Genomic DNA, 25,894 nt, shown 5'->3' with positions numbered 1-25,894 from the left:
GGCGCACCCCCTTGTAGGAGTGAGCCTGCTCGCGATAGCGGATTTTCAGTCGCAGTCGATGTTGTCTGTCACACCGCTATCGCGAGCAGGCTCACTCCTACAAGGGACTTGCGGTGATTTTCAGACCTCACTCCCATCTCGGAGATCGATCATGTTTTACACATCACGATTCAGCAAAACCATGCTGGCGCTTGTTCTGGGCCTGAGCGCCGGTGGTGCCCTCGCCGCCATCACCCCACAACAAGCCGAACAACTGAAAACCACCCTCACGCCCATGGGCGCCGAGCGTGCCGGCAACGCCGCCGGCACCATTCCAGCGTGGACTGGTGGCATCACCCAGGCGCCGGCCGGCTACAAACCGGGGCAGCACCATCCGGACCCGTACGCGGCGGACAAACCGTTGTTCACCATCACCAAGGCCAACCTGGAGCAGTACAAGGCCCACCTCAGCCCCGGGCAGATCGCGCTGTTCAACAGCTACCCGGACACGTTCCAGATGCCGGTCTATCCGTCGCGTCGTTCAGGCTCGGCGCCGCAGTGGCTGTATGACAACACCCTCAAGAACGCGACCTCGGCCAAGCTGCTGGAGGGGGGCAGCGGGTTCGCCGATGCCTACGGCGGCGTGCCGTTCCCGGTGCCCAAGGACGGCGTCGAAGTGTTGTGGAACCACATCACCCGTTATCGCGGCATCTACGTGGTGCGTCGTGCATCCGAAGCGCCGGTGCAACGCAACGGCAGCTTTGCGCTGGTCACTTCGCAGCAGGAAGCCCTGTTCAACTTCTACCGTCCGGGCGGCCAGTACGCCGACCTGAAAAACATCCTGTTCTACTACCTCGCCTTCGTGAAAAGCCCGGCGCGACTGGCCGGTGGTGCGGCGCTGGTGCACGAGATGCTCGACCAGCTCAAGGACCCGCGTCAGGCCTGGGTCTATGACGCCGGTCAACGCCGCGTGCGCCGTGCGCCGAACCTTGCCTATGACACGCCGATCGCCTCGTCCGATGGCCTGCGCACCGCCGATGACACCGACCTGTTCAATGGCTCGCCGGACCGCTACGACTGGAAGCTCAAGGGCAAGCAGGAAATCTACATCCCCTACAACAACTACAAGGTCGGCAGCCCTGACGTGAAGTACGCGCAACTGCTGACCCCGGGCCACCTCAACCCGCAATTCACCCGTTATGAGCTGCACCGCGTGTGGGTGGTCGAAGGCAACCTCAAACCGGGCGCGCGGCATATTTATTCCAAGCGCGTGCTGTTTCTCGACGAGGACAGCTGGGGCGCGGCACTGGTCGATCAATACGACGGGCGCGGGGAGTTGTGGCGGGTGTCGATGGCCTACCTGAAAAACTTCTACGACCTGCCGACCACCTGGAGCGCACTGGACGTGTTCCACGACCTGCAGGCCCGGCGTTACTACGTGCAGAACCTCGACAACGAAGAAACCTCCACCGTGGATTTCTCGCAACCGCTGCCGGAAGACGCGTATTTCATGCCGTCGGTATTGCGCCAGCGCGGGACGCGGTAATAAATAAATGCGCTGATTGCGAGCGCGTTAATTGCCATCGAGTCTAAAGACCTGTCATTTATGACAGGTCATTCTTTGCGGTGCTTGCGGCATGCTTACCGGACTCCAATCGTTCGGTTGAGAGACAACGGGAGATATCCATCATGGCAGTCAGCGGCACTATGTACGGCAAGATCAAGGAATACAGGCGGATTGACCAAAAACTGATGGCAACAATCGATTTTGTCTCGAATCGAGTGGGGCGGATGAATTATGAAGGCATGCGAGTTCATGCCGATATGACCTCCCCGAGGCAGATAGGCATGGGCTTCAACCTGTCCGAGGAGAATCAGCCGACCGGTACTTTTGAGTTTCCGAAGGATGACAAAATCATCAAAAGCATTTTTTATTCTGATGATCTGGGTAAGCTTCTGTCTGCAACGAAGGGCTTTGTGAGGCTGAAGAACCTTGCTCCGGATAAGGTGCAGATCAGCGGCAAACTGGAGTTCACCACGGAAGACTATAACGGGCGGTACTTTCAGATCCATGTCAATTACGACATCGCTGGCATGGGTGAAATGCCCTGAAATAGATCATGGCACCGCTGCAACTGACCACCCGGGCGCGTCAGTTGGAATGAGAGTGCCGTCTGGAAGTTCATCGAGTTTTAGCCAGAAAAGAAGTGCCAGCATCACCATCAGAAACCTCGACGAGAAGCTCAAGGAACAGTTGCTCCAGTGAGCATGGGGTGCCTGGGCTGACGCCATCGCGGGCTTGCCCGCGATTGGGTTTACGCTTAGCCGCTGACTGAAGGTCAGACGCGGAAGTGGCTGACCATCTGCTGCAACTGACCGCCCAGGCGCGCCAGTTCAACGCTGGACGCTGCGGTCTCGTCGCTGGCGGCGGCGGTCTGTTCCGACACGTCGCGCACGTTGATGATGCTGCGGCTGATCTCTTCGGCCACGGCGCTTTGCTGTTCGGCAGCGGCGGCGATCTGCTGGTTCATCGACTGGATGTTCGACACCGTGCGGGTGATGTTTTCCAGGGAATCGCCAGCCTTGCGGGTCAGGGCCACGCTGCTGTCGGTCAGGGCGCGGCTGTTGTTCATCACGGCCGCGACTTGCTGGGTGCCGTTCTGCAGACCGGCGACCAGGCCTTCGATTTCCTCGGTGGACTTCTGCGTGCGCTGGGCCAGGCCACGGACTTCGTCGGCAACCACGGCAAACCCTCGACCGGCCTCACCGGCGCGCGCCGCTTCAATGGCTGCGTTGAGCGCCAGCAGGTTGGTCTGTTCGGCGACGGCCTTGATCACGTCCATGACGCTGCCGATCTTGTCGCTTTCCTGTTGCAGCACGCTCATGGCTTCGGTGGACCGCACCACTTCGCTGGCCAGACGCTCGATCTGCGCGATGGCTTCGTTGACCACTTTGTCGCCTTCACGGGCTTCGCCGTCAGCGGCGGCAGCGGCTTGCGAGGCTTCCTCGGCGTTGCGCGCGACTTCCTGCACAGTGGCGGTCATCTCGTGCATGGCGGTGGCGACCTGATCGGTCTCGACCTTCTGGCTGTTCACACCGGCGCTGGTCTGTTCGGTCACGGCCGAGAGTTCTTCGGCGGCGCTGGCGATCTGGGTGACGCCGTCGCGGATGCCGCTGATCAAGTCGCGCAGGGTCACGCCCATGCGCGCGATGCCTTGTTGCAGCACGCCGAGTTCGTCGCGACGGGTGACGGTGACGTTCTGGGTCAGGTCGCCGCTGGCGATGCGTTCGCCCACGGCCAGGGTTTCCTGCAGCGGACGGGTGATCTGACGGGTGATGATCACCGCAGCAATCACGCCCACCAACAGCGCCAGCAGGGTGCTGATCAGCTGGAAGGTACGGGCCTGGGCGCTTTCGATGTCGCGACGGTCAAGCTGGATCTGGTACAGCTGCTCGCTGGTGTTGACGATCGCGGTGCCTTGATCGGTCATCTCTTTACGCGCCTGCACGGCGTCGCTGTTGGCGTTCTTGTACGCCTGCAACGCGCTGCGGTAGTTGGTCAGGGCGGTTTCCAGCTGGCGCAGGGCGTCCTGTTGGCTCGCGGCGAAATGCACGTTCAGTTGCTTGAGGCTGGCAATCGCCACGTCCAGCTGACGAACGGCTTTCTGCTCGGTTTCTGCATTGGTGGTGGCGGTGTAGCCGCGCACTTCGTAGCGGGCGAGGATGAACGCTTCCTTGGCTTCGGTGATCGCCTGGAACTGCTCGAAACGCTGCTCGCTCATGTCCATCTGCTGCACGCGTTTGCTGATCGCTTCGATCAGGCCGTACGCGGTATCGGCGTTGGTGCCCATCACGTCGCGCGCGCTGTTACCGGTGCGGTAGGCGTTGCGCATCTTGTTCAGCGAGGTCTGGTATTCAGCGATGGTCGCCGCCTGCTCCTTGAGCAGTTTGACGTTTTCCGGGCTCTTGAACTTGTTGATCAGTGCCTGCTGTTGCGCGGCAAAGCTTTCGAGGGTGGTCTGCACATTCTGCGCGGCGGTTTCGTCGCCGTTGGTCAGCATGTATTGCAGGCGCACCACGCGCAGTTTGGTCAGGCCGGCGTTGAGCTGGGTGATGTCGCTCATCCAGTTGCTGCGGTCGATCAGACCGCCGAGGCTGGTCCAGCCGGTCAGGGCCAATACGCAGGTCAGGGCCAGGACCAGGCCGAAGCCCAGGCCCAATTTCATGTTCACGCTGATGTTGCCGAACCAGCTATTCATCACAATTCCTCCAGGAACGTAGAGCTACTTGATCGTCGGTCAGGCTGGAAGATTGTTGTTTTTTTGAGCCAGCAAGGGTGTTAGCAGGTTTGTATCGGCCGCAAACACGAGAGCTGAAAGGATTTTGTCCTACGGAATTTGTAACAAAGGCATCTCAAGACTTTTTTCACATGCGTTTCACTCGCTGCTTACGCCCGTTTCTCTACCCTCGCCGCATCGAATTGACTGTGATGCATGCCGACGAGGCGGCCCGATGTGGAATTGAGACTGAGTCTGTTCGGCGTCAAACGCTCGATCTCCCTGAGCGGATTGGCCCGCTATCGCAATACCTGGGTCGTCCTGGGCGCCTTGCTGCTGGTGATTCCGCTGACCCTGTGGCTGCTCGCCCCGGCGGCGGTGCCGGACCTGGCGCATGGCAACGTGTCCGGCGCCCGCGCGCTGGCGGCGGGGTGGGCCAAGGGCGAGATGATTGTGCTGGTGCGTCACGTCGAGCGCTGCGACCACTCGCCGGCGCCGTGCCTGACCGGCGATGACGGCATTACCGATCGCTCGCGCAGTGTCGCGGTCGGTGTCGGCGCGCAATTCGAGCACCTGGGCCTGAATAACGCCGAAATCTATAACAGCCCGATGCTGCGCACCGTGCAGACCGCCGGCTACATGTTCAACCGCGCGGCCAGCGGTGAAGACTGGCTGATCAGCTGCAAGGGCCGCATTTTGCAGGAAGCGCTGGCGCACAAGCTCCCGGGCCGCAATCTGATCCTGGTGACTCACAGCGAATGCATGGCAGAGCTGGAAAAGGACCTGGATGTACCGGTTTCCGACCCTGGTTACGGCTCCTCGCTGTTCGTCTCCGCCGCGAACAAGGCGGCCCCGCGCATGTTGGGCTTCATCGAAGCCTCCGACTGGCACTCATTGACCACTCGATGAACTGAGGTGCGCAAAGCGTCAGCCCAAACAAAACCCGCCAGTTCCGGCGGGTTTTTTATGGTCTGGCGCGACGGCCGTCAGTAGCTGACGAAATAGTACGCCTGCCGCCCGACCATCATGGTCTTGAGCACCTTGAGTGGTGCGGCGGGTTCGCTGTCTGCCGAGATTACCGCGACGTTCGCCGGCGAGGCGCTGAGGAAATCGTGCAGTTGCGCATCGGTGTCCAGCCCTTTGAGCACACGCTGGGTGTAGAACACGCTGGCGCCGCCGACCCGCTCATTGGCCTGGAACAGCGCGACGTGCTGGCCGTTGGCTTGCAGGGTCTGAATGTGTTCGGTCAGCGGCAGGAACGACAGCTCCTTGTCGGCATTGGGCAAGGCCCACTGGGCGGCGCCGAGGTAGCTGGCGATCACCACCGTGAGCAAACCGGCGGCAAGCGCTAGACGATGACGGGCGATTTTTCCGATGAAGCGGTCGGCGGTTTCACGCGCCTGCAAGCGCTCGAACAACACGCGTGCGTACTCGGCGGCGATCACGGCGGCGGCCGGGGTCATCGACATCAGGTACACCGTGCGCTTGCTGGAAGCCAGGGTCAGCATGATGAACTGCGCCACGATCCACAGGCTGAAAAACAGCAGGTAACGGTTGGCCTTCAACTGCTTGCGGAAATGCCACAGCCCCAGGTACACGAGAATGTTCCACGGCAGGAACGCTTCCGGCAGTTTGGCCAGGTAGTAATAGAACGGCTCATAGTGCCCGGCCTCGACGAACGAACCGCTGAAGCGACCGACGCTGTTGGTCAGCAGCACTTCCGCGACGGCGTGCGAACCACCGCGTTGATAGAGCACGGCGAGCCAGATCAGCAACGGAATCAGGCCCACGGCCGTGAGCAGGCCGGGACGCAGCCAGGCGCCGACCTTCAAGCGTTTGTCGATCAGGTTGTCCGCCAGCAGGTAGGCAAAAATCACCACCCCGGGCATTGCCAGCCCGAGCACGCCCTTGCTCAAGGTGGCGATGGCGATCCCGACGATAAACAGCAGCGAGTTACCGGCGTTCGGCGCGCGTTGCGCCTGAAAGAACGCCAGCAACGCGGTGGTCACGCCGAGCGCCAGCAGCGCATCCTCGCCGACCCCGCGCACGTTGCTCCAGTAACTGGCCATGGTCGCCAGCAGAATCCCTGCCGTCCACGCGACGGCTTTCGGGCGCCCGAAGCGACGCAGCATGCCGTACAGCAACATCACGCTGAGCAACCCGGCCACCGCCGACGCCAGCCGCACCGCCCACGGTGAAACACCGAACACGCGCATGGCGCCGGCGTCCAGCCACAGGCTCAGCGGCGGTTTTTCCAGAAACGGCTCGCCAAACAGGCGTGGCGTCACCCAGTCATCGTCCAGATGCATCTCCATGGCGATCCCGGCGACCCGGGCCTCGGTGGAGCCTTGCAACTGGTGGTTACCCAAGGCGAAAAAAAACAGCAGGGCGGCGAGTAGAAACAGCGAAGTGGCGGCACGCGGCATGGATTTCAGGCAACCGGAGAGGGCAGGAGCCCTGAGCATACTTCGCCAATGCTTAACGAATTGTGAAACTCACGCCAATTGGCGCGACCAGCGCTTCTCGGGCGTCTCGAACAACGGGTTGACCAGCGCCGTCAGCACATGGTCCTGCCAGCGCCCGGCGATGTTCAGGTAAGCCTTGGCATAGCCTTCGCGCTCGAAACCCAGGCGCTCCAGCAGCCGCGCACTGCGCTCGTTGCCGGGCATGTAGTTGGCCATGATTCGGTGCAGGTTCTGCGTGTCGAACATATAGCCGATACCGGCCACCAGGCCTTCCTGCATCAGGCCCTGGCCCTGATGAGCGTGGTCGATGTGATACCCCAGATAACACGCCTGAAACGCGCCGCGGATGATCCCGCTGAAGTTACACGCGCCGATCATCTGCTGACCATCCGGCGTCAACAGGGCGAAATGCATCGCCAGCCCGCTCTCGTAGGCGCTGGCCTGAATCTCAAGGCGTCGGCGAATCTGTGCGGTGGAAAAGTACTCGGTGGTGCGAATCGGCGACCACGGCGCGAGGTGGCGTTGGTTGCGGTGGTAGAAATCACTTTCCAGTTCGGCCTGGTCCGGGGCCAGGATGGCGAGCGTCAGGCGTTGGCAGGGCAGACTCAGCAGTGACATCGGGCGCTCCGGTTGGCAGGGTCGAGGGACAGGATTGATCACGGGGCGGAAAAAAACAAACCGCGTGTATCGCTTCGGCACCAAACGCCAGGCAAAAAAAAGCCCGCGGGAGAGCGCGGGCGAACCGTAGTTTCTTGAATGAGCGAGCGGACTGTACCGTGTTGATCGAACGGGGGCAGTGAAGAAAAATTCATCTCGGCAGCGAACGCTCTGCAACGCTTCAGGGCAGATGATCCGCAGCGAAATCGGCTTCCGAACGAGCCCTCAGCCGGCCCTTGCGACAAGCGTCCTGAAAGCGTTCGAAGTCGCGCTCGTTCTGCGCGGTGTAACGGCGGGCGTATTTGAACAGGGCGTCGGCCAAGGCATCGCCCTTGCCGAGGTAGCCGCTGATGACCGCCGCGTTGCCTGAGGCTTTGGCGTGGGCGCGGGCCAGGGCGCGACCGCAGACCCGGGCATAGGCGGCGAAGGTTTCGGCGTCGAAGTTTTCCAGTTCGGCGGAGATCTTCATGTCGCGCAATTGCCGGACATAGAAATAGCGCCCGTTGGGACCGGTGGTCCAGCCAAGGAACAGATCGCTGGCCGACTGCATCAGCCGTTGGCCCTCGACCACCCGTTGACCTTCATGGCGCATCCGGGACTTGGCTTTCACGTAATCGGCGAGCACCGAACGCCGCGCCTCCTTGAACTGCAGAAACAACGGAAATTCCTGATCATCGGTCAGCAGCGCCACCAGACAGCGCGTGCCGACGCTGCCCACACCGACCACCTTGAACGCCAGATCCTGCACCTTGAACCGCGAGAGCAGTTCCCGCCGGTCAGCCTGCAGGCTGGATCGATAATCCCGCATGAACGTGTCGAACAACGGTCGCCAGTCCGCCAGCCGCAACCAGTCATCATCGGCGTCGAGCAGCGTGGTGTTCTTGTGCAGGTGGAAGATTTCCGGCAAATCATCACGAATGACCAACCGTCCGTGGGCGTCGCGCTCGCTGATCTTCGGCAGCAACTCGGCGTGGGTACGCCGCTCGGCTTTGTCGACGGCCCGCTGCACATGCTCCAGCGCACTCTTGCGCGCCTGATCGAGCAGGTCTTCGTACTTGATCGAGTCGTACCAGGTTTCCAGCGCACTCTGTTCGGCACACTCCAGCATCGTCGCCTGATAGGCGCCGACCATCTGCCGACACACGTCTTCCTCAACCGATTCGCCATGACGCAAATCCCGAGCCGCCACCACGAAACTCGCCGCCAAGCGCTTCACATCCCACTCCCACGGGCCTGGATGCGCCTCGTCGAAATCATTGACGCTGAACAACAGATTGCGCTCGGGCGTGGCAAAACCGCCGAAATTCATCAAATGCGCGTCACCGCAGATTGGCCCGACCAGCCCCATGTTTTCTGTGCTCGACAGATCATGCGCCTGAACCAGCGCATTGCCACGAAAGAACGTGAACGGCGACACCAGCATTCGTCCGTAACGCAACTCCACCAGCGAGGCGACACGGCCCTGACTGGAGGCCTTGATCAGTGGGATCGGATCTCGGTTCATCTTTCCGGTGGTGGCGTGGGCGCTGCGCGAGCATTGTTTGCGGGCGTCCTTGCCTTGCTTCATGCGGTCTTGGAGGGTGGTCATGGGGGCTTGTCGTGGCGGTGGGGGCGGTGTGAGTGTAGAAGCGGTTTGAAGGTTTATCCGCCGGCCGCAACGCGCCCAGTTATTTCAAAACGCCGTGACCTTGTCCTCACGCAAAATCCAACCCGCTTCACCTGCGACCAACCTGTATTGGACCTGGCGCATGGGCAGGCGGAGACGCGATTCGGTGGGGAAGGTCGGTCATAACTGTCCATGTCGAATCGCAAAAGCGCTTCAGCCAGGCTGAGAGGGCGCGAATCCTACGCGGGCTCTTGTGCGTCAATAAGCTGGTTTTTAGCCACTTGAAGTCATTTGCAATCGATCGTTTGAGGGGAAACGTGCTGAATTCCAGGCACAAAAAAAGACGTCCGAGGACGTCTTTTTTCGTTGAGTTGGTGGAGCCGGGGGGATTTGAACCCCCGTCCGCCAGTGCTCCGCTGTCGGTACTACATGCGTAGCCGTGTCTATTAAGTTAACCCTCAGCGACCCGACGGGCAGGGTGCTTTGGGCGAGTTGTGTAAGTTTTAGCCGCTTCGTCCACAACGTACTGCACGGCGATTCTGTTCTATATGACAATCATTTCGGGTTTACAGACATCCCCTGATGATTGCTGGGCCCGAAGGCACCAGGAGTGCATGTCAGCTGCAATTAAGCAGCGAGAGCAGCACCGTATTGGTCGTCATTGGCAACTATAAGAAGTTGCAACAGTGGATTTACGACTTCTGTTACCAAGTCGGCATGCACCTAAAGTTTCGTCACCGGCGTCGAATCCTAATCGGCCCCGAACTCATTGCCTCGTACATCAGATGAGGCAACAAGCCTGCGCAGTGTACGCCAAACGGCCGGCGAGGCCAACCCGAAGGTTGGCCTCGTGGCATATCAGTTGCGTGTTGGATTGCGGATTTGCATTTTGGTGATCAAGGAAGAGGTCACCTCAACGCAATCCTTGTCATTGCCGGCCGCCTGCGCGGCTTCAGCTTTTTCCTGCGCTTCTTTGACGTTATTCATGGACGACTCAGGAATGGACGGCTGGCTGGTAACAAAGTCTTTGATGGTTTGAAGATTCCCGGCACAAAGGTCTTTGTCTGCCGCAAACACCGGCGACGTCAGCAGGGCACCAGCGATGAACAATCCAGCAATTGCAGAATGCTTCATGGGTATCTCCTTGAACGGTTGGTCTCGGTGCTGCCGGACGGTCTGGCGGCGATGCCGAGGTCGTAACAGGCCGTGTTTGGTAGTGGGCCTGTTCAATCGACCGCGGCCGTCCGCAGGAATTCGGTTTTTTTTACATCGTGGCCCTTCAACCAAACCCCCGCTGGATCAGGCCAACCTGAACGCTGGTCGGCCCGAGGTTTACTTCTTGGTGTCCCCCGTCGAGTTCTGGATTTCCAGGAGGGTTTGCTGGGTTTCCGCCAGGCAGTCGTCGATCCTGCCCTGGGCCTTGAGGGCCTGGGCTTTGCTGACGCTTGCCGATACGCGCGAATTCAGATCCGGCGACGTTTGATATTGTGTCTTGGCGCTTTCGATTTTTTGCAAGTTCGCCTCGCACAAGTCAGAAGGCTTGCCGTCGGCGAACGAAGTAGAAGCCATCATCGATGCAGTAACGAACAGACCTAACAGTACAGAATGCTTCATGAGTATCTCCTTGCACTGGGGAATCCAGACTCTCGCTGACCGTCAGAGCAGGCCAGCGAAAGGAGGAAGCGCCCCGCAAGTTCGGGGCTTGTTCTGTGGACTACCACCTCGCTCAAGGGTTCTAACTTTCTTTAGCAGGCTTTCGCTCGAGTGACCCGATCCACCAGATAGACCAGCCCGTGATAGTCGATGCCACCGTGTTGCGTCAGGCCGATTTCACAGGTGCGGCTGGTGGAAATCCCTTCGCTGCAATGCTGCACCGCGTCCTTGAGCGTGCGCAGCGAATGGCTGTTCAGCTCCGGGGTGGTGAAGCCCTTGTCGCCGGCAAACCCGCAGCAGTGGATGCCTTCGGGGATGACCACGGTGTTGCTGCATTTGCGCGCCAGATCGATCAGCGCCTGGCTCTCGCCAAGGTGCTGCGTGCTGCAGGTCACGTGAACCGCAATCGGTGCTTCTTGCGGCGTAAAGTCCAGTCGATCGAGAAGATGCGTACGGATGAAGCGCACCGGGTCGTACAGGTCCAGGCGCACATCTCCCACGTCCTGCACCAGGCGCAAGGTGCACGGGCTGGTGTCGCAATAGATCGGATCGAGCCCGCCGCGACTGGCGTGCAGCAGGGCGCTGATCAACTCCTGACGCTTGTGCTCGGCCTGTTCGGCATAGCCTTTGGAGGCGAAGGGCTGACCGCAGCAGAGGTTGTCCTGATTGTCCGGGAACACCACTTGGTAACCGGCCTTTTCCAGCAGGCCACGGGTTTTGTCGTAGAGCGACATTTGCTCCTTGTCACCGGCCGCCGGGCCCATGACCCGCGATACGCACGCCGCCAGATAGACCACGCGCGGACGCTCATCGGACACGCTCGGACTGAAGCGAATGGCTTTTTCCGGCTGCGGCATCGCGTTGGTCCACAGCGGCACCTGGCCTTTGGACAAACGCGTTAGCGTCGCCGAAAGCTTTGCCAGACGCGGTGCGCCGAGCAGCATTCGCGCGCCGTTGGCCACGTGCAGGGTGAAGCGTGCGCCTTGTAGGGTCTTGGCGAAATTTCCTTCGATCCAGTCAGCGGTTCTCTGATGCGTGGCGGTGCGGGCGCGAAGCTTTTTCACCAGCTCACCGGTATTGATGCCGACAGGGCAACGCTGCGCACACAACCCGGTCGCCGCACAGGTGTCGATGCCTTGATATTCGTAGGCTTTTTCCAGCTCGGTGGTGTCGATGCCGGCGCGTTTTTTCGCCTGAATGTCGCGCCAGATCACGATGCGCTGACGTGGGCTGAGGGTCAGGCCTTTCGACGGGCAGACCGGTTCGCAGAAGCCGCACTCGATGCATTTATCGACAATTTCATCGGCTGCCGGCAGCGGCTTCAGGTGCTTGAGATGGATCTGCGGATCTTCGCTGAGCACCACGTCCGGATTGAGGATGCCGTTGGGGTCGAGCAGGCGTTTGAGCTGCCACATCAGTTGATAGGCATCGCTGCCCCATTCCAGCTCAACGAACGGCGCCATGTTGCGCCCGGTGCCGTGCTCGGCCTTCAGCGAGCCGCCGAACTCCACCGCCACCAACTGCGCCACGTCGTCCATGAACGCCTGATAACGTGCAACTTCTTGCGGACTGTTGAAGCCTTGGGTGAAGACGAAGTGCAGATTGCCTTCCAGCGCGTGTCCGAAAAGGATCGCTTCGTCGTAGGCATGTTTTTCGAACAGCTCGATCAGGCGATTGACGCCGATGGCCAGCTGCTCGACCGGGAAGGTCACGTCTTCGATGATTACCGTGGTCCCGGTTTTGCGCACCGCGCCGACGGCGGGAAACGTGTCCTTGCGGATGGCCCAGAGCTTAGCGTTCTCGGCCGCATCTTCAGTGAAATCGACCTGCTTCTCCACGGGGAAACTGGCCAGCGATGCCATGATCTGCGCCAGTTGTTCCTGCAGCAAAGTGGAAGAGGCGGCGCGGGATTCGATCAGCAGGGCGCAGGCATTGTTCGACAGGTGTTGTACGAAATCCGGCATGCCGGGTTTGTCTTGCACCGAACGCAGGCTGCGTCGATCGAGCAATTCGACGGCCGACACCGGTTGGCTTTTCAGCACGGTGACCGCGTTGCAGCAGGTTTCCACATCCGGAAACACTATCAGCGCCGACGCCTTGTTCGGGTGGTCGATCACCGTGTCGTAAGTCACCGCGCTGATGAAGCCGAGGGTGCCTTCGGAACCGACCAGCAGGTGGCTCAAGATATCCACAGGCTCGTCGAAATCCACCAGCGCATTGAGCGACAGGCCGGTAGTATTTTTCAGACGGTATTTGTGGCGAATTCTGGCGGCCAGTTCGGCGTTGGCGCGGGTCTCGCGGCCCAACGTCGCCAGGCGCTCCAGCAGCTCGCCGTGACTTTCGCGGAATGCGGCGACACTGGCGGCGTCTTCGGTGTCGAGGCGCGTACCGTCGGCCAGCACCAGGCGAATCCCGGCCAGCGTGTGATAGGTGTTTTGCGCCGTGCCGCAGCACATGCCGCTGGCGTTGTTGGCGACGATACCGCCGATCTTGCAGGCATTGATCGACGCCGGGTCCGGACCGATCTTGCGGCCGAACGGGGCTAGCCATGCGTTGGCCTGCGCGCCGATGACGCCCGGCTGCAGGCGGATTTGCATGCCGTGATCACGAATCTCGCGGGCGTTCCAGTTATCCCCAAGCACAATCAGCACCGAATCGCTGATCGCCTGCCCGGAAAGGCTGGTCCCGGCGGCGCGGAAGGTCACCGGGACCTGATCGCGCTGGGCCAGTTTCAGCAGCGCGACCACTTCATCTTCGGACTCGACGCGGATCACCAGTTGCGGAATCAATCGATAGAAGCTGGCATCGGTGCCGAACGCCAGGGTCGACAACGGGTCGTCAAAGCGGCGCTCGGCCGGGATCAGTTGTTGCGCATCTCGCAGGAAAGTCGCCGGTAACGTCATTGGTCCTCCAGGATCAGCACCACCAGGTCTTTCGGGCCGTGGGCGCCGTAGGCCAGCACTTGTTCGATGTCGGCCGTTTTCGACGGGCCGGAAACCAGCAGCGCGTTGGTCGGCAGGCCTTGTGCCCACTCGAATTCCTGTTGCACCTGATAGAAGTTGTCGCGGATTTCGCTGGCCTTGAGCAAGGCGAAATGCACCGGCGGCACGAGGCTCATCAAGCGCGGTTCTTCGCGGGTGGGCCAGATGATCAGGCTGCCGGTCGCGGCGATCGCCCCGAGGGTGCTGGTGAGGCTGGCCGGGGTGTCATTGAACAGCTCGGCTTTCCACTCATCCATCGGCCGGTCGTAGGATTTCAGTACCGGCAGCTCCGGATGGTTCGCCCAGTGCTGTGTGATGCGTTGACCGTGGGCTGTCGTCGGTGCGATCAACAGGCTCGGTAACTGACGGTCACGCAGCAATTGCGCGAGCAGCGCCGGCCAGTCTGCGCCGGTCGACAGATGGATCTCGGTGTGCACCGCTTCCATCAGTTTGCGCAGTTGCGGGATGCGTTGCTCGGCGCTGTAGGTGTAAGGCTGCGTCACCAGATCGACGTCGAAGTCGTCGGCAATCGGCGTGGTGCCAGTCAGACTTTTCCGTAACTTGGCGAGGATATTTTGCTTGGCGCTCATCAGCGGTCTCCCTGTTTGGCCAGATGCTCGCGGGCCATATCGTGCAGCGAGCGGGCGGCGGGTTTCGGTGCGCTGTGGTTTTGCGTCCACGGGCCGACATTGTTCGGTGTCAGCGCACGCAGGCGCGTGGCGAGGAAGCCGAACAGTCGATACAGGGTCGGCGAGCTGTTGAGTTTCGCCCAGGCGTTCCAGATGAAGCGTTCCTTGCGCGAATACTTGCTGCCCTGGCCGCGCATCACTTGATGCGGCGCGTCCGGGGCTTTGACGTTTTCTTCGCGCAGACGGCGCAGCAGGGCAGGGATCGGAATTTTCACCGGGCATACTTCACCGCAGGCGCCGCACAGCGACGAAGCGCTCGGGTGATCCGGGACTTTCGCCAGGCCGACCATGTGCGGGGTGATGATTTTGCCGATAGGGCCCGGGTACACCTCGCCATAGGTGTGACCGCCGACGCGGGTGTAGACCGGGCAATGATTCATGCACGCGCCGCAGCGGATGCAGTTGAGGGTCTGGCGCAGTTCGCTGTCGGCAAAGGCCTGGCTGCGACCGTTGTCGAGCAGCACCAGGTGCACTTCCTGCGGGCCGTCGAGTTCGTGTTCCTTGCGCGGGCCGGAGATCATGTTGACGTAGGTGGTGATCGGAATGCCCAGCGCCGAGCGGGTCAGCAATGACAGCAGCGGCACCACGTCGCGCAGGTTTTCCACAACCTTTTCGATACCGGTGACGGCGATGTGCACCGGCGGCACGGTGGTGGTCATACGCCCATTGCCTTCGTTTTCCACCAGCAACAGGGTGCCGGTTTCGGCGACGGCGAAGTTGACACCGGAGACGCCGATGTCCGCTTCGAAGAATTTCTGCCGCAGGACTCTGCGACCGATCTGAATGAGTTGGTCAACGTCCTTGGTGTATTCCACGCCAAGTTTGTCGTGGAACAAGGACGCGACCTGACCGGCATTCTTGTGGATCGCCGGCATAATGATGTGTGAAGGCTTCTCGTGGTCGAGCTGGACGATGTATTCCCCCATGTCGGACTCCAGGCATTCAACACCTTGAGCCTCGAGGAAATGGTTCATCTCCATCTCTTCGCTGACCATCGATTTGCCCTTGATCACTTGCCGCGCCTCGTGAGCGCGGATGATCGACAAGACGATGCCATTGGCCTCGTCCACCGTTTCCGCCCAGTGCACTGTCACACCGTTGCGGGTCAGGTTCTGTTCCAGTTGCTCGAGCAGGTCGGGCAACTTGGAGAGCGCGCGGGCCCTGATCGAGTTGCCCAGGGCGCGCAAATGTTCTCTTTCGTGGGCGTCGCTGAAAGCCGCTGCCCGCTTGGTCATCAGTGAATCCATGGCAGTGCGGAAGTTGTTCCGCAACTGCGCATCGCCCAGGGCGTTGTGGGCCCGAGTGCGGAAATCTTCTTCTACGGCAACCGTAGGAATAATCGTCGAGGTGCTCATTGCGCACCCCCGGTTCGTTGCCACAAAAAGCTGGCGAGATGTTGCCCGCGCAGCGCTTCTTTTTGTTTCTCCAATGCGCCGTTGATGTTCATCAAACAGCCGCAGTCGGCGCTCAAGACCTTGTGCGCACCGGATTCCTTCAGCGCCCGGGTCTTGTCAGCCACCATCGCGCCGGAAATGTCTGGCATACGGACGCTGAATGTCCCACCGAAGCCACAGCATTCGCTTTCGTGGTCGTGGTTGACCCGTTCCACGTTGCTCAACTGCGCCAACAACTCGCGGCCGTGCAGGTGGGTGTTCATTTCACGGCGTGCCGAACACGAGGTGTGCAGCGCGACCTTGACCGGCTCGCCACTGTCTTTGAGTTGCACCTTGCAGACGAACAGCAGGAACTCGGCCAGCTCATAGGTCCGGGCCGCGAGGGCCTTAACCTGTTTCAGTGTTTCCGGCTCGTCCTTGAACAAGTCGGCGTAATGCTCGCGCAGCATCCCCGCGCAGGAACCCGACGGCACCACCACCGGATAATCCCCGGCAAACAGTGCCAGTTGCGAGCGCGCGACCGTCCGCGCCTGCTCGGTGTAACCGGAGGTGTAGGCCGGTTGTCCGCAGCAGCTTTGCCCTTGCGGGTACTCGACCTTGATCCCTTCGTGTTCCAGCAAGTGGATCGCGTCCATCCCGGCTTCGGGGTAGAACAGATCGACCACGCACGTGCCGAACAGGTAGACCCGCGACGGTTTCTCGCTGGGGTATTGCCGAGGTTCGGGCAGTCGCGGTGCAACGCGGGTCGCGTTTGGCACAGCGTTGTAAAAAAGCTCGCTCATCAGGCGTGTCTCCGGGTGGTCCCGGTTATCCGTCCGTTGAGGCCGCTGAAATATAGAGCGTGTTGCTTTCAGCAGCCTTACAGACCGGGGTGTGAATTGCTGACGCCGGAATCACGAACCGGCGTCGGTTATTTCCATGTTGCTTGTAGGCTTCTTGCAGGTTTAGTGCACCAGCATGCCGGTGAACCAATAGGCCTGAGCCAAAGTGATCAGGCCGACAATCGTGGCAAAGAATAGGCTGTGCTTGAGGGTGAAGCGGAACAGATCCGATTCCTTGCCCACCAGGCCGGTCGCAGCGCAGGCCACGGCGATCGACTGTGGCGAGATCATCTTGCCGGTCACGCCGCCGCTGGTGTTGGCCGCCACCAGCAGGGTGTCATTGACGCCGATCTGGTGTGCGGTGGTCGCTTGCAACGAACTGAACAGGGCGTTGGACGAAGTATCCGAGCCAGTGAGGAACACGCCCAGCCAACCGAGGAACGGCGAAAAGAACGGGAACGCTGCGCCGGTGGCCGCCAGCACCAGGGCCATGGTCGACGACATGCCCGAGTAGTTGGTGACGAAGGCGAAGGCCAGCACCATGCCGATCGACAGGATAGGCCAGCGCAGTTCGTAGAAGGTCTCTTTCAAAGTGGTAAGACCAGTTTTGAAGTTGATCTTCAGCACCAGCATTGAGATCAGCGCGGAGAAGAAAATCGCGGTGCCGGTCGCGGAAATCGGGTCGAGTTTGAATACCGCCGGGATGGCGGTTGGGGTGGCGACGATCGGTGCGGTCTTGATGACCAGTTGATCAAGGTGCGGGATCGCAAAGTTGAACACCCAGGCGTACATCGAACCGCCGGCGGCGAACATGGCCTTGAAGGGTTTGAGGGTCCAGATGGTTACCAGCACGGTGAGGATCAGGAACGGCGACCAGGCAATGAAAATTTCCCAGAGGCTGTAAGGCGATGCCACGGTGCTGCGCTTTTGGCCGAAACCGCCGACGCTGGCAGTTACCACTGAGGCTGACACGGCACCGGCGATGTGTTGGCCAGCGGCGCGCCGTGGCTGCCAGACTTTGAGGAACAGGGTCAGCGAAATCAGACTGGCCAGGGCCGAGGTGATGTCCGGCAGTTCCGGACCGATGAAGTTCGACGTGAAGTATTGAGTCACGGCGAAGCTCAGGCCCGCGACCAGGGCTGCCGGCCAGGTTTCACGTACGCCGCGCAGACCGTCCATCATGAATACCAGCCAGAACGGCACGAACAGCGACAGCAGTGGCAGTTGGCGACCAGTCATTGCGCCAATCTTGAATGCGTCGATACCAGTGACCTGGCCGGCGACGATGATCGGGATGCCCAAGGCGCCGAAGGCTACGGGGGCGGTGTTGGCAATCAGGCACAGTCCGGCGGCATACAGCGGGTTGAAGCCCAGGCCAACCAGCAGCGCGGCGGTAATCGCCACGGGTGCACCGAAACCGGCGGCGCCTTCCAGGAACGCACCGAAGCAGAAACCGATCAGCAGCACCTGCAGACGCTGGTCGTCAGTGATCGACAATACCGAGCTGCGAATAACCTCGAACTGACCACTTTTGACCGTCAGTTTGTAGAGGAACACCGCCGCAACAATGATCCAGGCAATCGGCCATAGACCGTAGGCAAAGCCGTATCCGGCCGCGGCGAAGGCCATGTCGACCGGCATGTGAAAGGCGAAAATTGCCACGGCGATCGACAGCGCCAGCGTGATGCTGCCGGCTACATGCCCCTTGAGGCGGAACACCGCCAGAGCGAGGAAGAAGAAAACGATGGGAATGACGGCCGCAAGTGCGGAAACGCCGAGACTGCCGAGCGGGGTATAGAGCTGTTGCCAGGTTTGCATATGGGGTGGCCCCTAATTGTTGTTGGTCAGGCACTGTCAGCGTTCTTGGTTAATTGGTAATACCAATTTACAATCGCTGTTGGCTAGGGTAAAAGCCTTGATATCGGTGTGTCAATTTGTCGCCCTGAAACTTTTGTCGAATAAGCGGTGCAGATGCCATCTGATCCGCTTGGGCGAATGTGCTCTGACAGGTGTCGGCGGGGCGCCGATAGGCCAGAATAGAGAGCCCGGCGAGCGGTCGGGATCGTGGAGAAATGAGTTATGGGGTTTGATCAGATTCGTCAGCGCCGTTTGTCTGACGATATTGTCGAGCGACTCGAGGGGATGATTCTCGAGGGCACGCTGAAGTCCGGTGAGCGGCTTCCGGCCGAGCGTGCGCTGGCCGAGCAGTTCGGCGTATCGCGCCCGTCGTTGCGCGAAGCGATTCAGAAACTGGCGGCCAAGGGCTTGCTGGTCAGTCGTCAGGGCGGCGGCAATTATGTGGTGGAAACCCTCGGTTCGACGTTCAGCGATCCATTGCTACTGCTGCTGGAGAGCAATCCCGAGGCGCAGCGCGACTTGCTGGAATTTCGGCACACTCTGGAGGCATCGTGCGCCTATTACGCAGCATTACGCGCTACCGACGTGGATCGCGAACGGCTGACAGCGGCGTTCAACGAGCTGCAGGATTGCTATACGCGGCATGACGAAGTGAGTCGGGTGGAGGAGGGCGCGGCGGATGCGAAATTTCACCTGGCTATCGCCGAAGCCAGCCACAACGCGGTGCTGCTGCACACCATTCGCGGGCTGTTCGATCTGCTCAAGCGCAACGTCGTGACCAACATTGGCGGCATGTACAAACAACGCACGGAAACCCGCGACATGCTGATCTCTCAGCACCGCGAACTGTATCTGGCGATTATCGAGGGGCGTGCGGAGCAAGCGCGGGAAGTCTCCAGCCGGCACATTCTGTATGTGCAGGAAGTGCTGGAAGAGGTGCGGCAAGAGGTTCAGCGCATGGCTCGGGCGGAGCGGCGCAAAGGAATGTAGCGTTTAGATGCAAAAAGATCGCAGCCTTCGGCAGCACCTACAGGGAAATTCTAATTCCTGTGTAGGAGCTGCAGTAGGCTGCGATCTTTTCAGGCAGAAGAAATTATTCTTCCTTGCCCTTGTTGCGCACGGCGCGCTGCAGCTCTCGACCGGCGTCGCGTTCACGCTCGGTGTTACGCTTGTCGTATTCCTTCTTGCCCTTGCCCAGAGCGATCTCGCACTTGACCATGTGCTTGCTCCAGTAGAAGGACAGGCAGACGCAGGCGTAGCCTTTCTGTTGCACGGCAGCGGCGAGTTTTTCCAGCTCGCGTTTGTTGAGCAGCAGTTTGCGGGTGCGGGTCGGGTCGGCGATGACGTGGGTGCTGGCGGTCATCAACGGTGTGATGTGACTGCCGAGCAACCAGGCTTCACCGTCCTTGAGCAGCACGTAACTGTCGACCAGTTGCAGTTTGCTTGCCCGCAGACTTTTTACTTCCCAGCCGGCCAGGACCAGACCAGCCTCGAACCGATGTTCGATGAAGTAATCGTGTCGCGCCTTTTTGTTCTGCGCGATGGTCCCTGTTGGGTGTTTCTTCTGTTTAGCCATAGGGGCGGCATTATATGGAGATAAACGGTCCTCGGCTACGGTGATGCTGCGTGCTTGAGCAGGTTGAGTGAATCCCGGACAATGCGGCCTCTTTTTCTGATGCTTGGGCGTGATATTCGATGTCGACAGACAAGGTTTCTGTCCACGGCAGTTGGGCTAGCCGCTGGGTTTTCATATTCGCCGCGACCGGTTCGGCCGTGGGACTGGGCAGCATCTGGAAATTCCCCTACATGGTCGGGGTCTACGGTGGCGGCGCCTTCGTGCTGATGTTTCTGGCCTGCATCGCCCTGATCGGGGTTCCGGTCATGCTGGCTGAAACCCTGATCGGCCGGCGCGCGCGGCAGAGTCCGGCGAACGCCCTGAAGGTGCTGGCCCAAGAGGCCGGGCATTCGGGCAAGTGGTCGTGGGGCGCGTTTGCCGGGATGATCACGGCGCTGCTGATCCTGTCTTTCTATAGTGTGGTCGGCGGCTGGTCGCTGGATTACATCATCGACATGGGGCGCGGGGACTTCCAGGGCGCTACGGCGGAGCAAGTCGGCGCTTATTTCGGCAACGTCATCTCCGACCCTTGGCGCCTGACACTTTGGCACACAGTTTTCATGCTGTTGTCGGCGGTGGTGATTGCCAAAGGCGTGGTCGCCGGGCTTGAGCGCAGCCTGCGAATCATGATGCCGCTGCTGTTCGTGATGGTGCTGGTATTACTGGGTTACAGCATGACCACCGGGCATTTCATGGAAGGCGTGCATTTCATGTTCGACTTCCACCCGGAAAAAGTCCTCGACGGCTTGCTGCCGGCGATGGGCCACGCGTTCTTTTCCCTGAGCGTGGGCGTCGGCTCGATCATGATCTACGGCGCTTACATGACCAAGGAAGCCTCGCTGTCCGGCACCGTGGTGGGTGTGGCGTTGCTCGACACCTTCGTGTCGCTGGTGGCGGGGCTGGCGTTGTTCCCGATCGTATTTGCTGGCGGTTTGAACCCTAGCGAAGGCCCGGGCCTGATGTTCGTCAGCCTGCCATTTGCCTTTGGTAACGTGGTATTCGGCCAGTTGATGGGCGTGGTGTTCTTTGTCCTGGTGGCGATTGCGGCGTGGAGTTCGGCGATTTCCCTGCTCGAACCGATGGTCGCCTACCTGGTTGAGCGCACTAAAATCAGCCGCGGCTGGGTGACGTTCTGGCTGGCATTCATCTGCTGGTTCGTCGGTCTGGGCACGGTGTTCTCCTTCAATATCTGGAAGGACGCCAAATTTTTCGTGAACGAAGGCGGACTGTTCCATCTCTACCAATGGGGGGCGACGGGCGGTCTGGACTTCTTCGGTGTGATCGACTTCTTTACCTCGCGGATCATGCTGCCGCTCGGTGGCCTGTGTTTTGTGCTGTTTGCCGGTTGGGTGATGGGGCGTGATGCGGTGCGCGAGGAATTGGCGATCCGCAATCCGCTGCTGTTTGCCCTGTCCTTGTTCTTGATGCGCTACGTGGCGCCTATCGGCATTCTTGTAGTGTTTGCCGCTCAGCTCTGGAAGTAACGCTTACATGACGACACATATTCAACGTTCGGCGTTGCTGCCATACCCGGCGCAATTCCTCTACGACCTGGTCAACGACGTCGCGCGTTACCCGGAATTCTTGCCATGGTGCTCCTCCGCGGAGGTGCTGGAGAGCTCGCCCGAGCACATGCGCGCCAGCGTGGGCGTGGCCAAGGGCGGTCTCAGCCAGCACTTCGTCACGCGCAATACGCTGGTGCCGGGGCAGTCGATCGAGATGAATCTGGAAGAAGGTCCGTTCAACCAGCTGCATGGTGTCTGGGTGTTCAAGGCGTTGAACGAGAAGGCCTGCAAGATCAGTCTTGACCTCTCGTTCGACTACGCCGGTCCGATAGTGCGCGCGACACTCGGCCCGCTGTTCAATCAGGCGGCGAATACGCTGGTGGATGCGTTCTGCCAGCGCGCCAAGCAGATGCATGGTTGAGCCGGTGATCGAGATCGAGGTGGTGTATGCCGCCGTGGATCGTCAGGTTTTGCGCACGGTCTGCGTTCCTGAAGGGACAACCGTGCGTGATGCGGCGCAGAAGTCCGGTATCGGTGCTGAGTTCCCGGAGCTGGACATGGGCGAGTGCCCGTTGGGTATCTTCGGCAAAGTGATCGCGGATCCGCAGGTACGCCTGATTCAGGCGGGGGATCGCATCGAGATCTACCGGCCATTGCTGGCGGATCCGAAAGAGGTGCGGCGCCTGCGCGCGGCCAAGGCAGCCGAGGCCAAAGCGCGAAATCAGTAGATGGGCCAAATCGCAGGCAATAAAAAACCCGGAATTTCCGGGTTTTTTATTGCCTCGCACATTATTGCGGCGAGGTGTCCAGCGGCTCAGGCGTCGGAACCGGAACGGTTTCAACACCGTCCACGTCCTTCTGGATCGAATCCAGCAAGGAGCCTGGCTTGGCAGGTTGTTCCGGCTTCGGCTTCTCGGCGTTTTCAGCAGGGGCGGTCACGCTAGTGCCACTGTCCTTGCCGAGAATGGCTTCGTCACGGCTCACGCCCGGCATGAAGTCACCGGACAGGCTGACAAGCTGGTCGTTAGAGTTGAAAATTACACTCATGCGTTCCTGTTGGCGTTCACCGCCGCCAGGTTGCAGGCTGTACAGATAATCCCAGCGATCGGCATGGAACGTGTCGGCCAGCAGAGGGTTACCCATGATAAACCGTACTTGCCGGCGGGTCATTCCCGGGCGTAACTGGTCTATCATGTCCTGCGTGACGACATTGCCCTGCTGGATGTCGATTTTGTAAACCCCGGGGAATGAACAACCGGCGAGTGCGAGCAGTCCCACAAAGGTGAAACTGGTTAGCAAGAGCTTGGTGTTTTGCATCGGTGGGCGACTTCCACTATCTTGGCTGGGACAACGTAAACGCCGATCATACCCGCATTAAGAGAAGCTGCGAAGCAGCATCGCGAGAAAGCTGACCATGGTTGAAAATAGCGAACTACGCAAAGCCGGCCTCAAAGTGACCCTGCCACGGGTCAAGATCCTGCAAATGCTTGACTCTACCGAGCAGCGTCACATGAGTGCCGAGGACGTCTACAAGGCGTTGATGGAAGCGGGCGAGGACGTCGGTCTGGCCACGGTTTACCGTGTTCTGACCCAGTTCGAAGCCGCTGGCCTCGTGGTCCGTCACAACTTCGACGGTGGCCACGCGGTATTCGAATTGGCCGACGGTGGCCACCACGACCATATGGTCAACGTGGAGTCGGGTGAAGTCATCGAATTCTTCGACGAAGAAATCGAAAAACTTCAAAAATCGATCGTCGAGAAGCATGGCTTCGAAATGGTTGATCACAATCTGGTGCTGTACGTCCGCAAGAAAAAGTAAGCATGTCGCGCGAATTTCAGGTTCGCGAAACGAACGAAGGCGACCCAAGGGTCGCCTTCGTGCTTTCTGTCGTACCTGAATCTGAGGTCAGGCCTTTGCGGTGACCACCATCTTTTTCGCGTGAGCCAGGGATTCTTTGGTCAGGTCTATGCCACCGAGCATCCGCGCCACTTCTTCTATACGGTCGTTCTTGCTCAGTTTGGACACGGCGGTATGAGTCGCTTGATCGCCGCGCACCTTGTGTACGAACAGATGCTGATGCCCTTGCGCCGCCACTTGCGGCAAGTGCGTCACGGTCAATACTTGCCCGCGCTCACCGAGGCGGCGCAGCAACTGGCCGACAATCTCCGCCGTTGGCCCGCCGATGCCCACGTCCACTTCGTCGAATACCAGCGTCGGCACCCGTGAGGTTTGTGCGGTGATCACCTGAATCGCCAAGCTGATCCGCGACAGCTCGCCACCCGACGCTACTTTGGCCAGTGCCTTCAGCGGTTGACCAGGGTTGGCACTGACCAGCAGTTCGACTTGTTCCAGGCCGTTAGGCAGCAACTCATCGCTGCTGTTGGCGCGTAATTCGATGGTGAAACGACCACCCGGCATGCCCAGGCGCTGGATTTCTTGCTCCACTGCGCTGGCGAGGCTGCCGGCCGCCTGATGGCGCAGGTCGCTCAGCTCGCGAGCCTTCTCCTGATAATGACGGGCATAGGAGGCCAGTTCCTCACCCAGGCGTTCGATGGATTCATCATTGGCGTTCAATGTCTCGATTTCATCGAGCAGTTTCTGTTGCATCTCGGCGACTTCGGTCGGCTGGATGCGGTGCTTGCGTGCCAGGGTGTAGATCGCGTCGAGGCGTTCTTCCAGATATTGCAGACGCGCCGGATCGGCATCGAAGTTGTCGAGGAAGCGATTGAGCTCGCCGACTGCCTCTTCGACCTGAATCTGCGCGCTGGTCAGCAGGCTGCTGGCTTCGCCCAACGCACCAATCGAGTTGTTTACGCTCGACAGGCGGTTGAGGCTGGCGGTCAGCGCGTTCAGCACATTGCCGGAATCACTCTCGCTGCACTGCTCGACCACTTGTCGGCAAATGCCGAGCAGGGTTTCGGCGTTGGTCAGGTTCTTGTGTTCCTGCTCCAGCTGCTCCAGCTCGTTTTCGCCGAGACCGAGGTTTTCCAGTTCCTCGAGCTGGTAGCTGAGCAATTGATGGCGCGCGCGCTGTTCGTCGCCGGAGTTGGAGAGACGCTCCAGTTCCTGGCGGGTCTGGCGCCAGCGCTGGGCGGCCAGTTGCACCTGGCGGGCCAGATCGGTCGCGCCAGCATATTCATCGAGCAGGCGCCGGTGGGTATCGGTCTTCAGCAGCGACTGGTGTTCGTGCTGGCTGTGGATATCGATCAGCAGTTCGCCGAGGGCCTTGAGATCGCCGAGCGGGCAGGGCGTGCCATTGATATAGCCGCGTGAACGGCCTTCGGCGGTAATGACCCGGCGCAGGATGCACGGGCCGTCGCTTTCAAGGTCACGTTCGGCCAGCCAGGCATGGGCCTCGGGGATGTCGACCAGGTCGAAGGTGGCCAGGATGTCGGCCTTGTCTGCGCCAGGGCGGACCACGCCGCTGTCGGCGCGATCACCAAGGGTCAGGCCCAGCGCGTCGAGCATGATCGACTTGCCGGCGCCGGTTTCCCCTGTGATCACGCTCATCCCGCGATCGAGTTCGAGATCGAGATGTTCAACGATGGCGTAGTTGTGTACGGACAGGTGCACCAGCATAAAGGCCGCTCCCAGGCTTTAGGTCTGGTTATTTATACAGTGTTTTGTTTCGGACTGACAATGGGCTCGCTTAGCTCGATTTGCTTGATCCGATCAAATGCTTAGTTCGACCTGGAATGACAATGCAGCACTTTTTTGTAGGGTTAATCATTGCAGGCCCTTGAAGCCTGATTTTGCGGCCCCATATATCGGGGCAGAAGCGCGAGTACTGCTCGCGGACGTAATTGAAAGGAGAATTCTATGGCTGACGAACAGACAGTAGATACGCAAAATCCAGAAGCCAATCAGGCGCCCGAGACTTCGGGTGACGACCTGGCGACCCGTGTACAAGTGCTCGAAGAGCAGTTGGCCGCCGCGCAGGATCAGTCGCTGCGCGTAGCTGCCGATCTGCAGAACGTCCGCCGTCGTGCCGAGCAGGATGTCGAGAAGGCGCACAAGTTTGCGCTGGAAAAGTTTGCCAGTGACCTGCTGCCGATCGTTGACAGCCTGGAGCGCGGCCTCGAGCTGTCGAGCCCGGACGACGAAAGCATCCGTCCGATGCGCGAAGGCATCGAGCTGACCCTGAAAATGTTCCACGACACCCTCAAGCGCTACCAGCTTGAAGCGATCGATCCGCATGGCGAACCGTTCAACGCTGTTCACCATCAGGCGATGGCCATGCAGGAAAGCGCCGACGTCGAACCGAACAGCGTTCTGAAGGTGTTCCAGAAGGGCTATCAGCTCAACGGCCGCCTGCTGCGTCCGGCGATGGTTGTGGTCAGCAAGGCGCCAGCACCGATTTCGCCTTCGATTGACGAGAAGGCTTGAAATTAGCC

General features: G+C 60.1%; 22 protein-coding genes, 1 other RNA gene and 2 pseudogenes. 9 read left to right on the top strand and 16 right to left on the bottom strand.

Annotated features, from left to right (window positions below; translation table 11 throughout):
* The first annotated feature begins 151 nt into the window (after positions 1–151).
* Together HBN98_RS04915 and HBN98_RS04910 are read left to right on the top strand one after the other, a co-directional pair.
* Positions 152–1,525 carry a DUF1329 domain-containing protein gene (locus HBN98_RS04915; protein WP_083367064.1) on the top strand — a complete coding sequence of 458 codons (1,374 nt, stop codon included), beginning with the start codon at positions 152–154 and terminating at the stop codon, positions 1,523–1,525.
* 143 nt (positions 1,526–1,668) lie between these two features.
* Positions 1,669–2,091, top strand: a complete 423-nt coding sequence (locus HBN98_RS04910) for a hypothetical protein (RefSeq protein WP_083367063.1) — start codon at positions 1,669–1,671, stop codon at positions 2,089–2,091.
* Between the two features lie 227 nt (positions 2,092–2,318).
* Here the strand turns inward: HBN98_RS04910 and HBN98_RS28175 are convergent.
* Both HBN98_RS28175 and HBN98_RS28170 read right to left on the bottom strand, forming a co-directional pair.
* Positions 2,319–2,915, bottom strand: a pseudogene (locus HBN98_RS28175) (methyl-accepting chemotaxis protein); the annotation flags it as partial.
* A 261-nt stretch (positions 2,916–3,176) separates the two neighbouring features.
* Positions 3,177–4,205 (bottom strand): annotated as a pseudogene (locus tag HBN98_RS28170) (methyl-accepting chemotaxis protein); the annotation flags it as partial.
* A gap of 288 nt (positions 4,206–4,493) precedes the next feature.
* Between HBN98_RS28170 and pmrG the strand changes: the two are divergent.
* Positions 4,494–5,165, top strand: a complete 672-nt coding sequence (gene pmrG / locus HBN98_RS04900; RefSeq protein ID WP_083367061.1) for a lipopolysaccharide core heptose(II)-phosphate phosphatase PmrG — start codon at positions 4,494–4,496, stop codon at positions 5,163–5,165.
* Positions 5,166–5,242: 77 nt separating this feature from the next.
* Here pmrG and HBN98_RS04895 read toward each other — a convergent pair whose 3' ends face one another.
* From HBN98_RS04895 to HBN98_RS04845, 11 genes are all read right to left on the bottom strand, one after another.
* Complete coding sequence (locus tag HBN98_RS04895) at positions 5,243–6,721, bottom strand: ArnT family glycosyltransferase (protein WP_083367060.1); 1,479 nt, start codon at positions 6,719–6,721, stop codon at positions 5,243–5,245.
* 30 nt (positions 6,722–6,751) lie between these two features.
* On the bottom strand, positions 6,752–7,339 hold the full coding sequence (gene rimJ, locus HBN98_RS04890; RefSeq protein WP_083367059.1) for a ribosomal protein S5-alanine N-acetyltransferase: 588 nt from the start codon (positions 7,337–7,339) through the stop codon (positions 6,752–6,754).
* Between the two features lie 220 nt (positions 7,340–7,559).
* A complete protein-coding gene (locus HBN98_RS04885) occupies positions 7,560–8,966 on the bottom strand; it encodes a DUF2252 domain-containing protein (protein WP_083367058.1) in 1,407 nt (468 codons plus the stop codon).
* Positions 8,967–9,356: 390 nt separating this feature from the next.
* Positions 9,357–9,746, bottom strand: a transfer-messenger RNA (tmRNA) gene (gene ssrA, locus HBN98_RS04880).
* Between the two features lie 96 nt (positions 9,747–9,842).
* Positions 9,843–10,118, bottom strand: coding sequence for a hypothetical protein (locus tag HBN98_RS04875; RefSeq protein WP_064585893.1), 276 nt, complete (start codon positions 10,116–10,118; stop codon positions 9,843–9,845).
* A gap of 198 nt (positions 10,119–10,316) precedes the next feature.
* The gene (locus HBN98_RS04870; protein WP_064585894.1) at positions 10,317–10,598 is read right to left on the bottom strand and encodes a hypothetical protein; all 282 of its coding nucleotides are present in this window, start codon (positions 10,596–10,598) and stop codon (positions 10,317–10,319) included.
* Between the two features lie 131 nt (positions 10,599–10,729).
* Positions 10,730–13,540: an FAD-binding and (Fe-S)-binding domain-containing protein gene (locus HBN98_RS04865; protein WP_083367057.1), complete on the bottom strand. Its 2,811-nt coding sequence runs from the start codon at positions 13,538–13,540 to the stop codon at positions 10,730–10,732.
* Positions 13,537–14,208: a LutC/YkgG family protein gene (locus HBN98_RS04860; protein WP_083367056.1), complete on the bottom strand. Its 672-nt coding sequence runs from the start codon at positions 14,206–14,208 to the stop codon at positions 13,537–13,539. The genes HBN98_RS04865 and HBN98_RS04860 overlap by 4 nt, the downstream gene beginning before the upstream one ends.
* Positions 14,208–15,662 (bottom strand): LutB/LldF family L-lactate oxidation iron-sulfur protein, encoded by a 1,455-nt coding sequence (locus HBN98_RS04855; protein WP_083367055.1) that lies wholly within the window; start codon positions 15,660–15,662, stop codon positions 14,208–14,210. Before HBN98_RS04855 ends, HBN98_RS04860 begins: the two co-directional genes overlap by 1 nt.
* A complete protein-coding gene (locus HBN98_RS04850) occupies positions 15,659–16,483 on the bottom strand; it encodes a (Fe-S)-binding protein (protein WP_083367054.1) in 825 nt (274 codons plus the stop codon). Before HBN98_RS04850 ends, HBN98_RS04855 begins: the two co-directional genes overlap by 4 nt.
* Positions 16,484–16,645: 162 nt before the next feature.
* Positions 16,646–18,340 (bottom strand): lactate permease LctP family transporter, encoded by a 1,695-nt coding sequence (locus tag HBN98_RS04845; protein ID WP_083367053.1) that lies wholly within the window; start codon positions 18,338–18,340, stop codon positions 16,646–16,648.
* A 261-nt stretch (positions 18,341–18,601) separates the two neighbouring features.
* On the opposite strand from HBN98_RS04845, the gene HBN98_RS04840 reads away from it, so the two are divergent.
* The gene (locus HBN98_RS04840) at positions 18,602–19,369 is read left to right on the top strand and encodes a GntR family transcriptional regulator (RefSeq protein ID WP_025110467.1); all 768 of its coding nucleotides are present in this window, start codon (positions 18,602–18,604) and stop codon (positions 19,367–19,369) included.
* A 103-nt stretch (positions 19,370–19,472) separates the two neighbouring features.
* Here HBN98_RS04840 and smpB read toward each other — a convergent pair whose 3' ends face one another.
* Entirely contained in the window at positions 19,473–19,955 is a 483-nt protein-coding gene (gene smpB / locus HBN98_RS04835; RefSeq protein ID WP_083367052.1) for an SsrA-binding protein SmpB, read from the bottom strand.
* A 119-nt stretch (positions 19,956–20,074) separates the two neighbouring features.
* On the opposite strand from smpB, the gene HBN98_RS04830 reads away from it, so the two are divergent.
* From HBN98_RS04830 to HBN98_RS04820, 3 genes are read left to right on the top strand one after another with little or no spacing between them, the layout of a single operon-like run.
* Positions 20,075–21,478, top strand: coding sequence for a sodium-dependent transporter (locus tag HBN98_RS04830; protein ID WP_064585900.1), 1,404 nt, complete (start codon positions 20,075–20,077; stop codon positions 21,476–21,478).
* Positions 21,479–21,485: 7 nt separating this feature from the next.
* The gene (locus tag HBN98_RS04825) at positions 21,486–21,920 is read left to right on the top strand and encodes a type II toxin-antitoxin system RatA family toxin (protein WP_083367051.1); all 435 of its coding nucleotides are present in this window, start codon (positions 21,486–21,488) and stop codon (positions 21,918–21,920) included.
* Complete coding sequence (locus HBN98_RS04820) at positions 21,913–22,227, top strand: RnfH family protein (RefSeq protein ID WP_083367050.1); 315 nt, start codon at positions 21,913–21,915, stop codon at positions 22,225–22,227. Before HBN98_RS04825 ends, HBN98_RS04820 begins: the two co-directional genes overlap by 8 nt.
* 61 nt (positions 22,228–22,288) lie before the next feature.
* Here HBN98_RS04820 and HBN98_RS04815 read toward each other — a convergent pair whose 3' ends face one another.
* Entirely contained in the window at positions 22,289–22,816 is a 528-nt protein-coding gene (locus HBN98_RS04815; RefSeq protein ID WP_064585903.1) for an outer membrane protein assembly factor BamE, read from the bottom strand.
* A 97-nt stretch (positions 22,817–22,913) separates the two neighbouring features.
* Between HBN98_RS04815 and fur the strand changes: the two genes are divergently transcribed.
* Positions 22,914–23,318 (top strand): ferric iron uptake transcriptional regulator, encoded by a 405-nt coding sequence (gene fur / locus HBN98_RS04810; protein WP_016771770.1) that lies wholly within the window; start codon positions 22,914–22,916, stop codon positions 23,316–23,318.
* An 87-nt stretch (positions 23,319–23,405) separates the two neighbouring features.
* On the opposite strand, the gene recN is transcribed toward fur, so the two are convergent.
* Positions 23,406–25,079, bottom strand: coding sequence for a DNA repair protein RecN (recN, locus tag HBN98_RS04805; RefSeq protein ID WP_064585904.1), 1,674 nt, complete (start codon positions 25,077–25,079; stop codon positions 23,406–23,408).
* Between the two features lie 240 nt (positions 25,080–25,319).
* Here recN and grpE point away from each other — a divergent pair, with 240 nt between their 5' ends.
* Entirely contained in the window at positions 25,320–25,886 is a 567-nt protein-coding gene (grpE, locus tag HBN98_RS04800; RefSeq protein ID WP_003221519.1) for a nucleotide exchange factor GrpE, read from the top strand.
* Positions 25,887–25,894: the final 8 nt, after the last annotated feature.

It is taken from the genome of Pseudomonas koreensis, from assembly GCF_012986595.1.
Classification (GTDB): Bacteria; Pseudomonadota; Gammaproteobacteria; order Pseudomonadales; family Pseudomonadaceae; genus Aquipseudomonas; species Aquipseudomonas koreensis.
The sequence above is the reverse complement of the archived record's forward strand: the minus strand, read 5'-3'. Positions and strand labels throughout refer to the sequence as shown.

Excerpts from the sequence above, each read along its gene's own strand:
- HBN98_RS04915 (WP_083367064.1), top strand. The coding sequence starts at position 152 with ATGTTTTACACATCACGATTCAGCAAAACCATGCTGGCGCTTGTTCTG.
- HBN98_RS04910 (WP_083367063.1), top strand. The coding sequence starts at position 1,669 with ATGGCAGTCAGCGGCACTATGTACGGCAAGATCAAGGAATACAGGCGG.
- HBN98_RS04895 (WP_083367060.1), bottom strand. The coding sequence starts at position 6,721 with ATGCTCAGGGCTCCTGCCCTCTCCGGTTGCCTGAAATCCATGCCGCGT.
- rimJ (WP_083367059.1), bottom strand. The coding sequence starts at position 7,339 with ATGTCACTGCTGAGTCTGCCCTGCCAACGCCTGACGCTCGCCATCCTG.
- HBN98_RS04885 (WP_083367058.1), bottom strand. The coding sequence starts at position 8,966 with ATGACCACCCTCCAAGACCGCATGAAGCAAGGCAAGGACGCCCGCAAA.
- HBN98_RS04875 (WP_064585893.1), bottom strand. The coding sequence starts at position 10,118 with ATGAAGCATTCTGCAATTGCTGGATTGTTCATCGCTGGTGCCCTGCTG.
- HBN98_RS04870 (WP_064585894.1), bottom strand. The coding sequence starts at position 10,598 with ATGAAGCATTCTGTACTGTTAGGTCTGTTCGTTACTGCATCGATGATG.
- HBN98_RS04865 (WP_083367057.1), bottom strand. The coding sequence starts at position 13,540 with ATGACGTTACCGGCGACTTTCCTGCGAGATGCGCAACAACTGATCCCG.
- HBN98_RS04860 (WP_083367056.1), bottom strand. The coding sequence starts at position 14,208 with ATGAGCGCCAAGCAAAATATCCTCGCCAAGTTACGGAAAAGTCTGACT.
- HBN98_RS04855 (WP_083367055.1), bottom strand. The coding sequence starts at position 15,662 with ATGAGCACCTCGACGATTATTCCTACGGTTGCCGTAGAAGAAGATTTC.
- HBN98_RS04850 (WP_083367054.1), bottom strand. The coding sequence starts at position 16,483 with ATGAGCGAGCTTTTTTACAACGCTGTGCCAAACGCGACCCGCGTTGCA.
- HBN98_RS04845 (WP_083367053.1), bottom strand. The coding sequence starts at position 18,340 with ATGCAAACCTGGCAACAGCTCTATACCCCGCTCGGCAGTCTCGGCGTT.
- HBN98_RS04840 (WP_025110467.1), top strand. The coding sequence starts at position 18,602 with ATGGGGTTTGATCAGATTCGTCAGCGCCGTTTGTCTGACGATATTGTC.
- smpB (WP_083367052.1), bottom strand. The coding sequence starts at position 19,955 with ATGGCTAAACAGAAGAAACACCCAACAGGGACCATCGCGCAGAACAAA.
- HBN98_RS04830 (WP_064585900.1), top strand. The coding sequence starts at position 20,075 with ATGTCGACAGACAAGGTTTCTGTCCACGGCAGTTGGGCTAGCCGCTGG.
- HBN98_RS04825 (WP_083367051.1), top strand. The coding sequence starts at position 21,486 with ATGACGACACATATTCAACGTTCGGCGTTGCTGCCATACCCGGCGCAA.
- HBN98_RS04820 (WP_083367050.1), top strand. The coding sequence starts at position 21,913 with ATGGTTGAGCCGGTGATCGAGATCGAGGTGGTGTATGCCGCCGTGGAT.
- HBN98_RS04815 (WP_064585903.1), bottom strand. The coding sequence starts at position 22,816 with ATGCAAAACACCAAGCTCTTGCTAACCAGTTTCACCTTTGTGGGACTG.
- fur (WP_016771770.1), top strand. The coding sequence starts at position 22,914 with ATGGTTGAAAATAGCGAACTACGCAAAGCCGGCCTCAAAGTGACCCTG.
- recN (WP_064585904.1), bottom strand. The coding sequence starts at position 25,079 with ATGCTGGTGCACCTGTCCGTACACAACTACGCCATCGTTGAACATCTC.
- grpE (WP_003221519.1), top strand. The coding sequence starts at position 25,320 with ATGGCTGACGAACAGACAGTAGATACGCAAAATCCAGAAGCCAATCAG.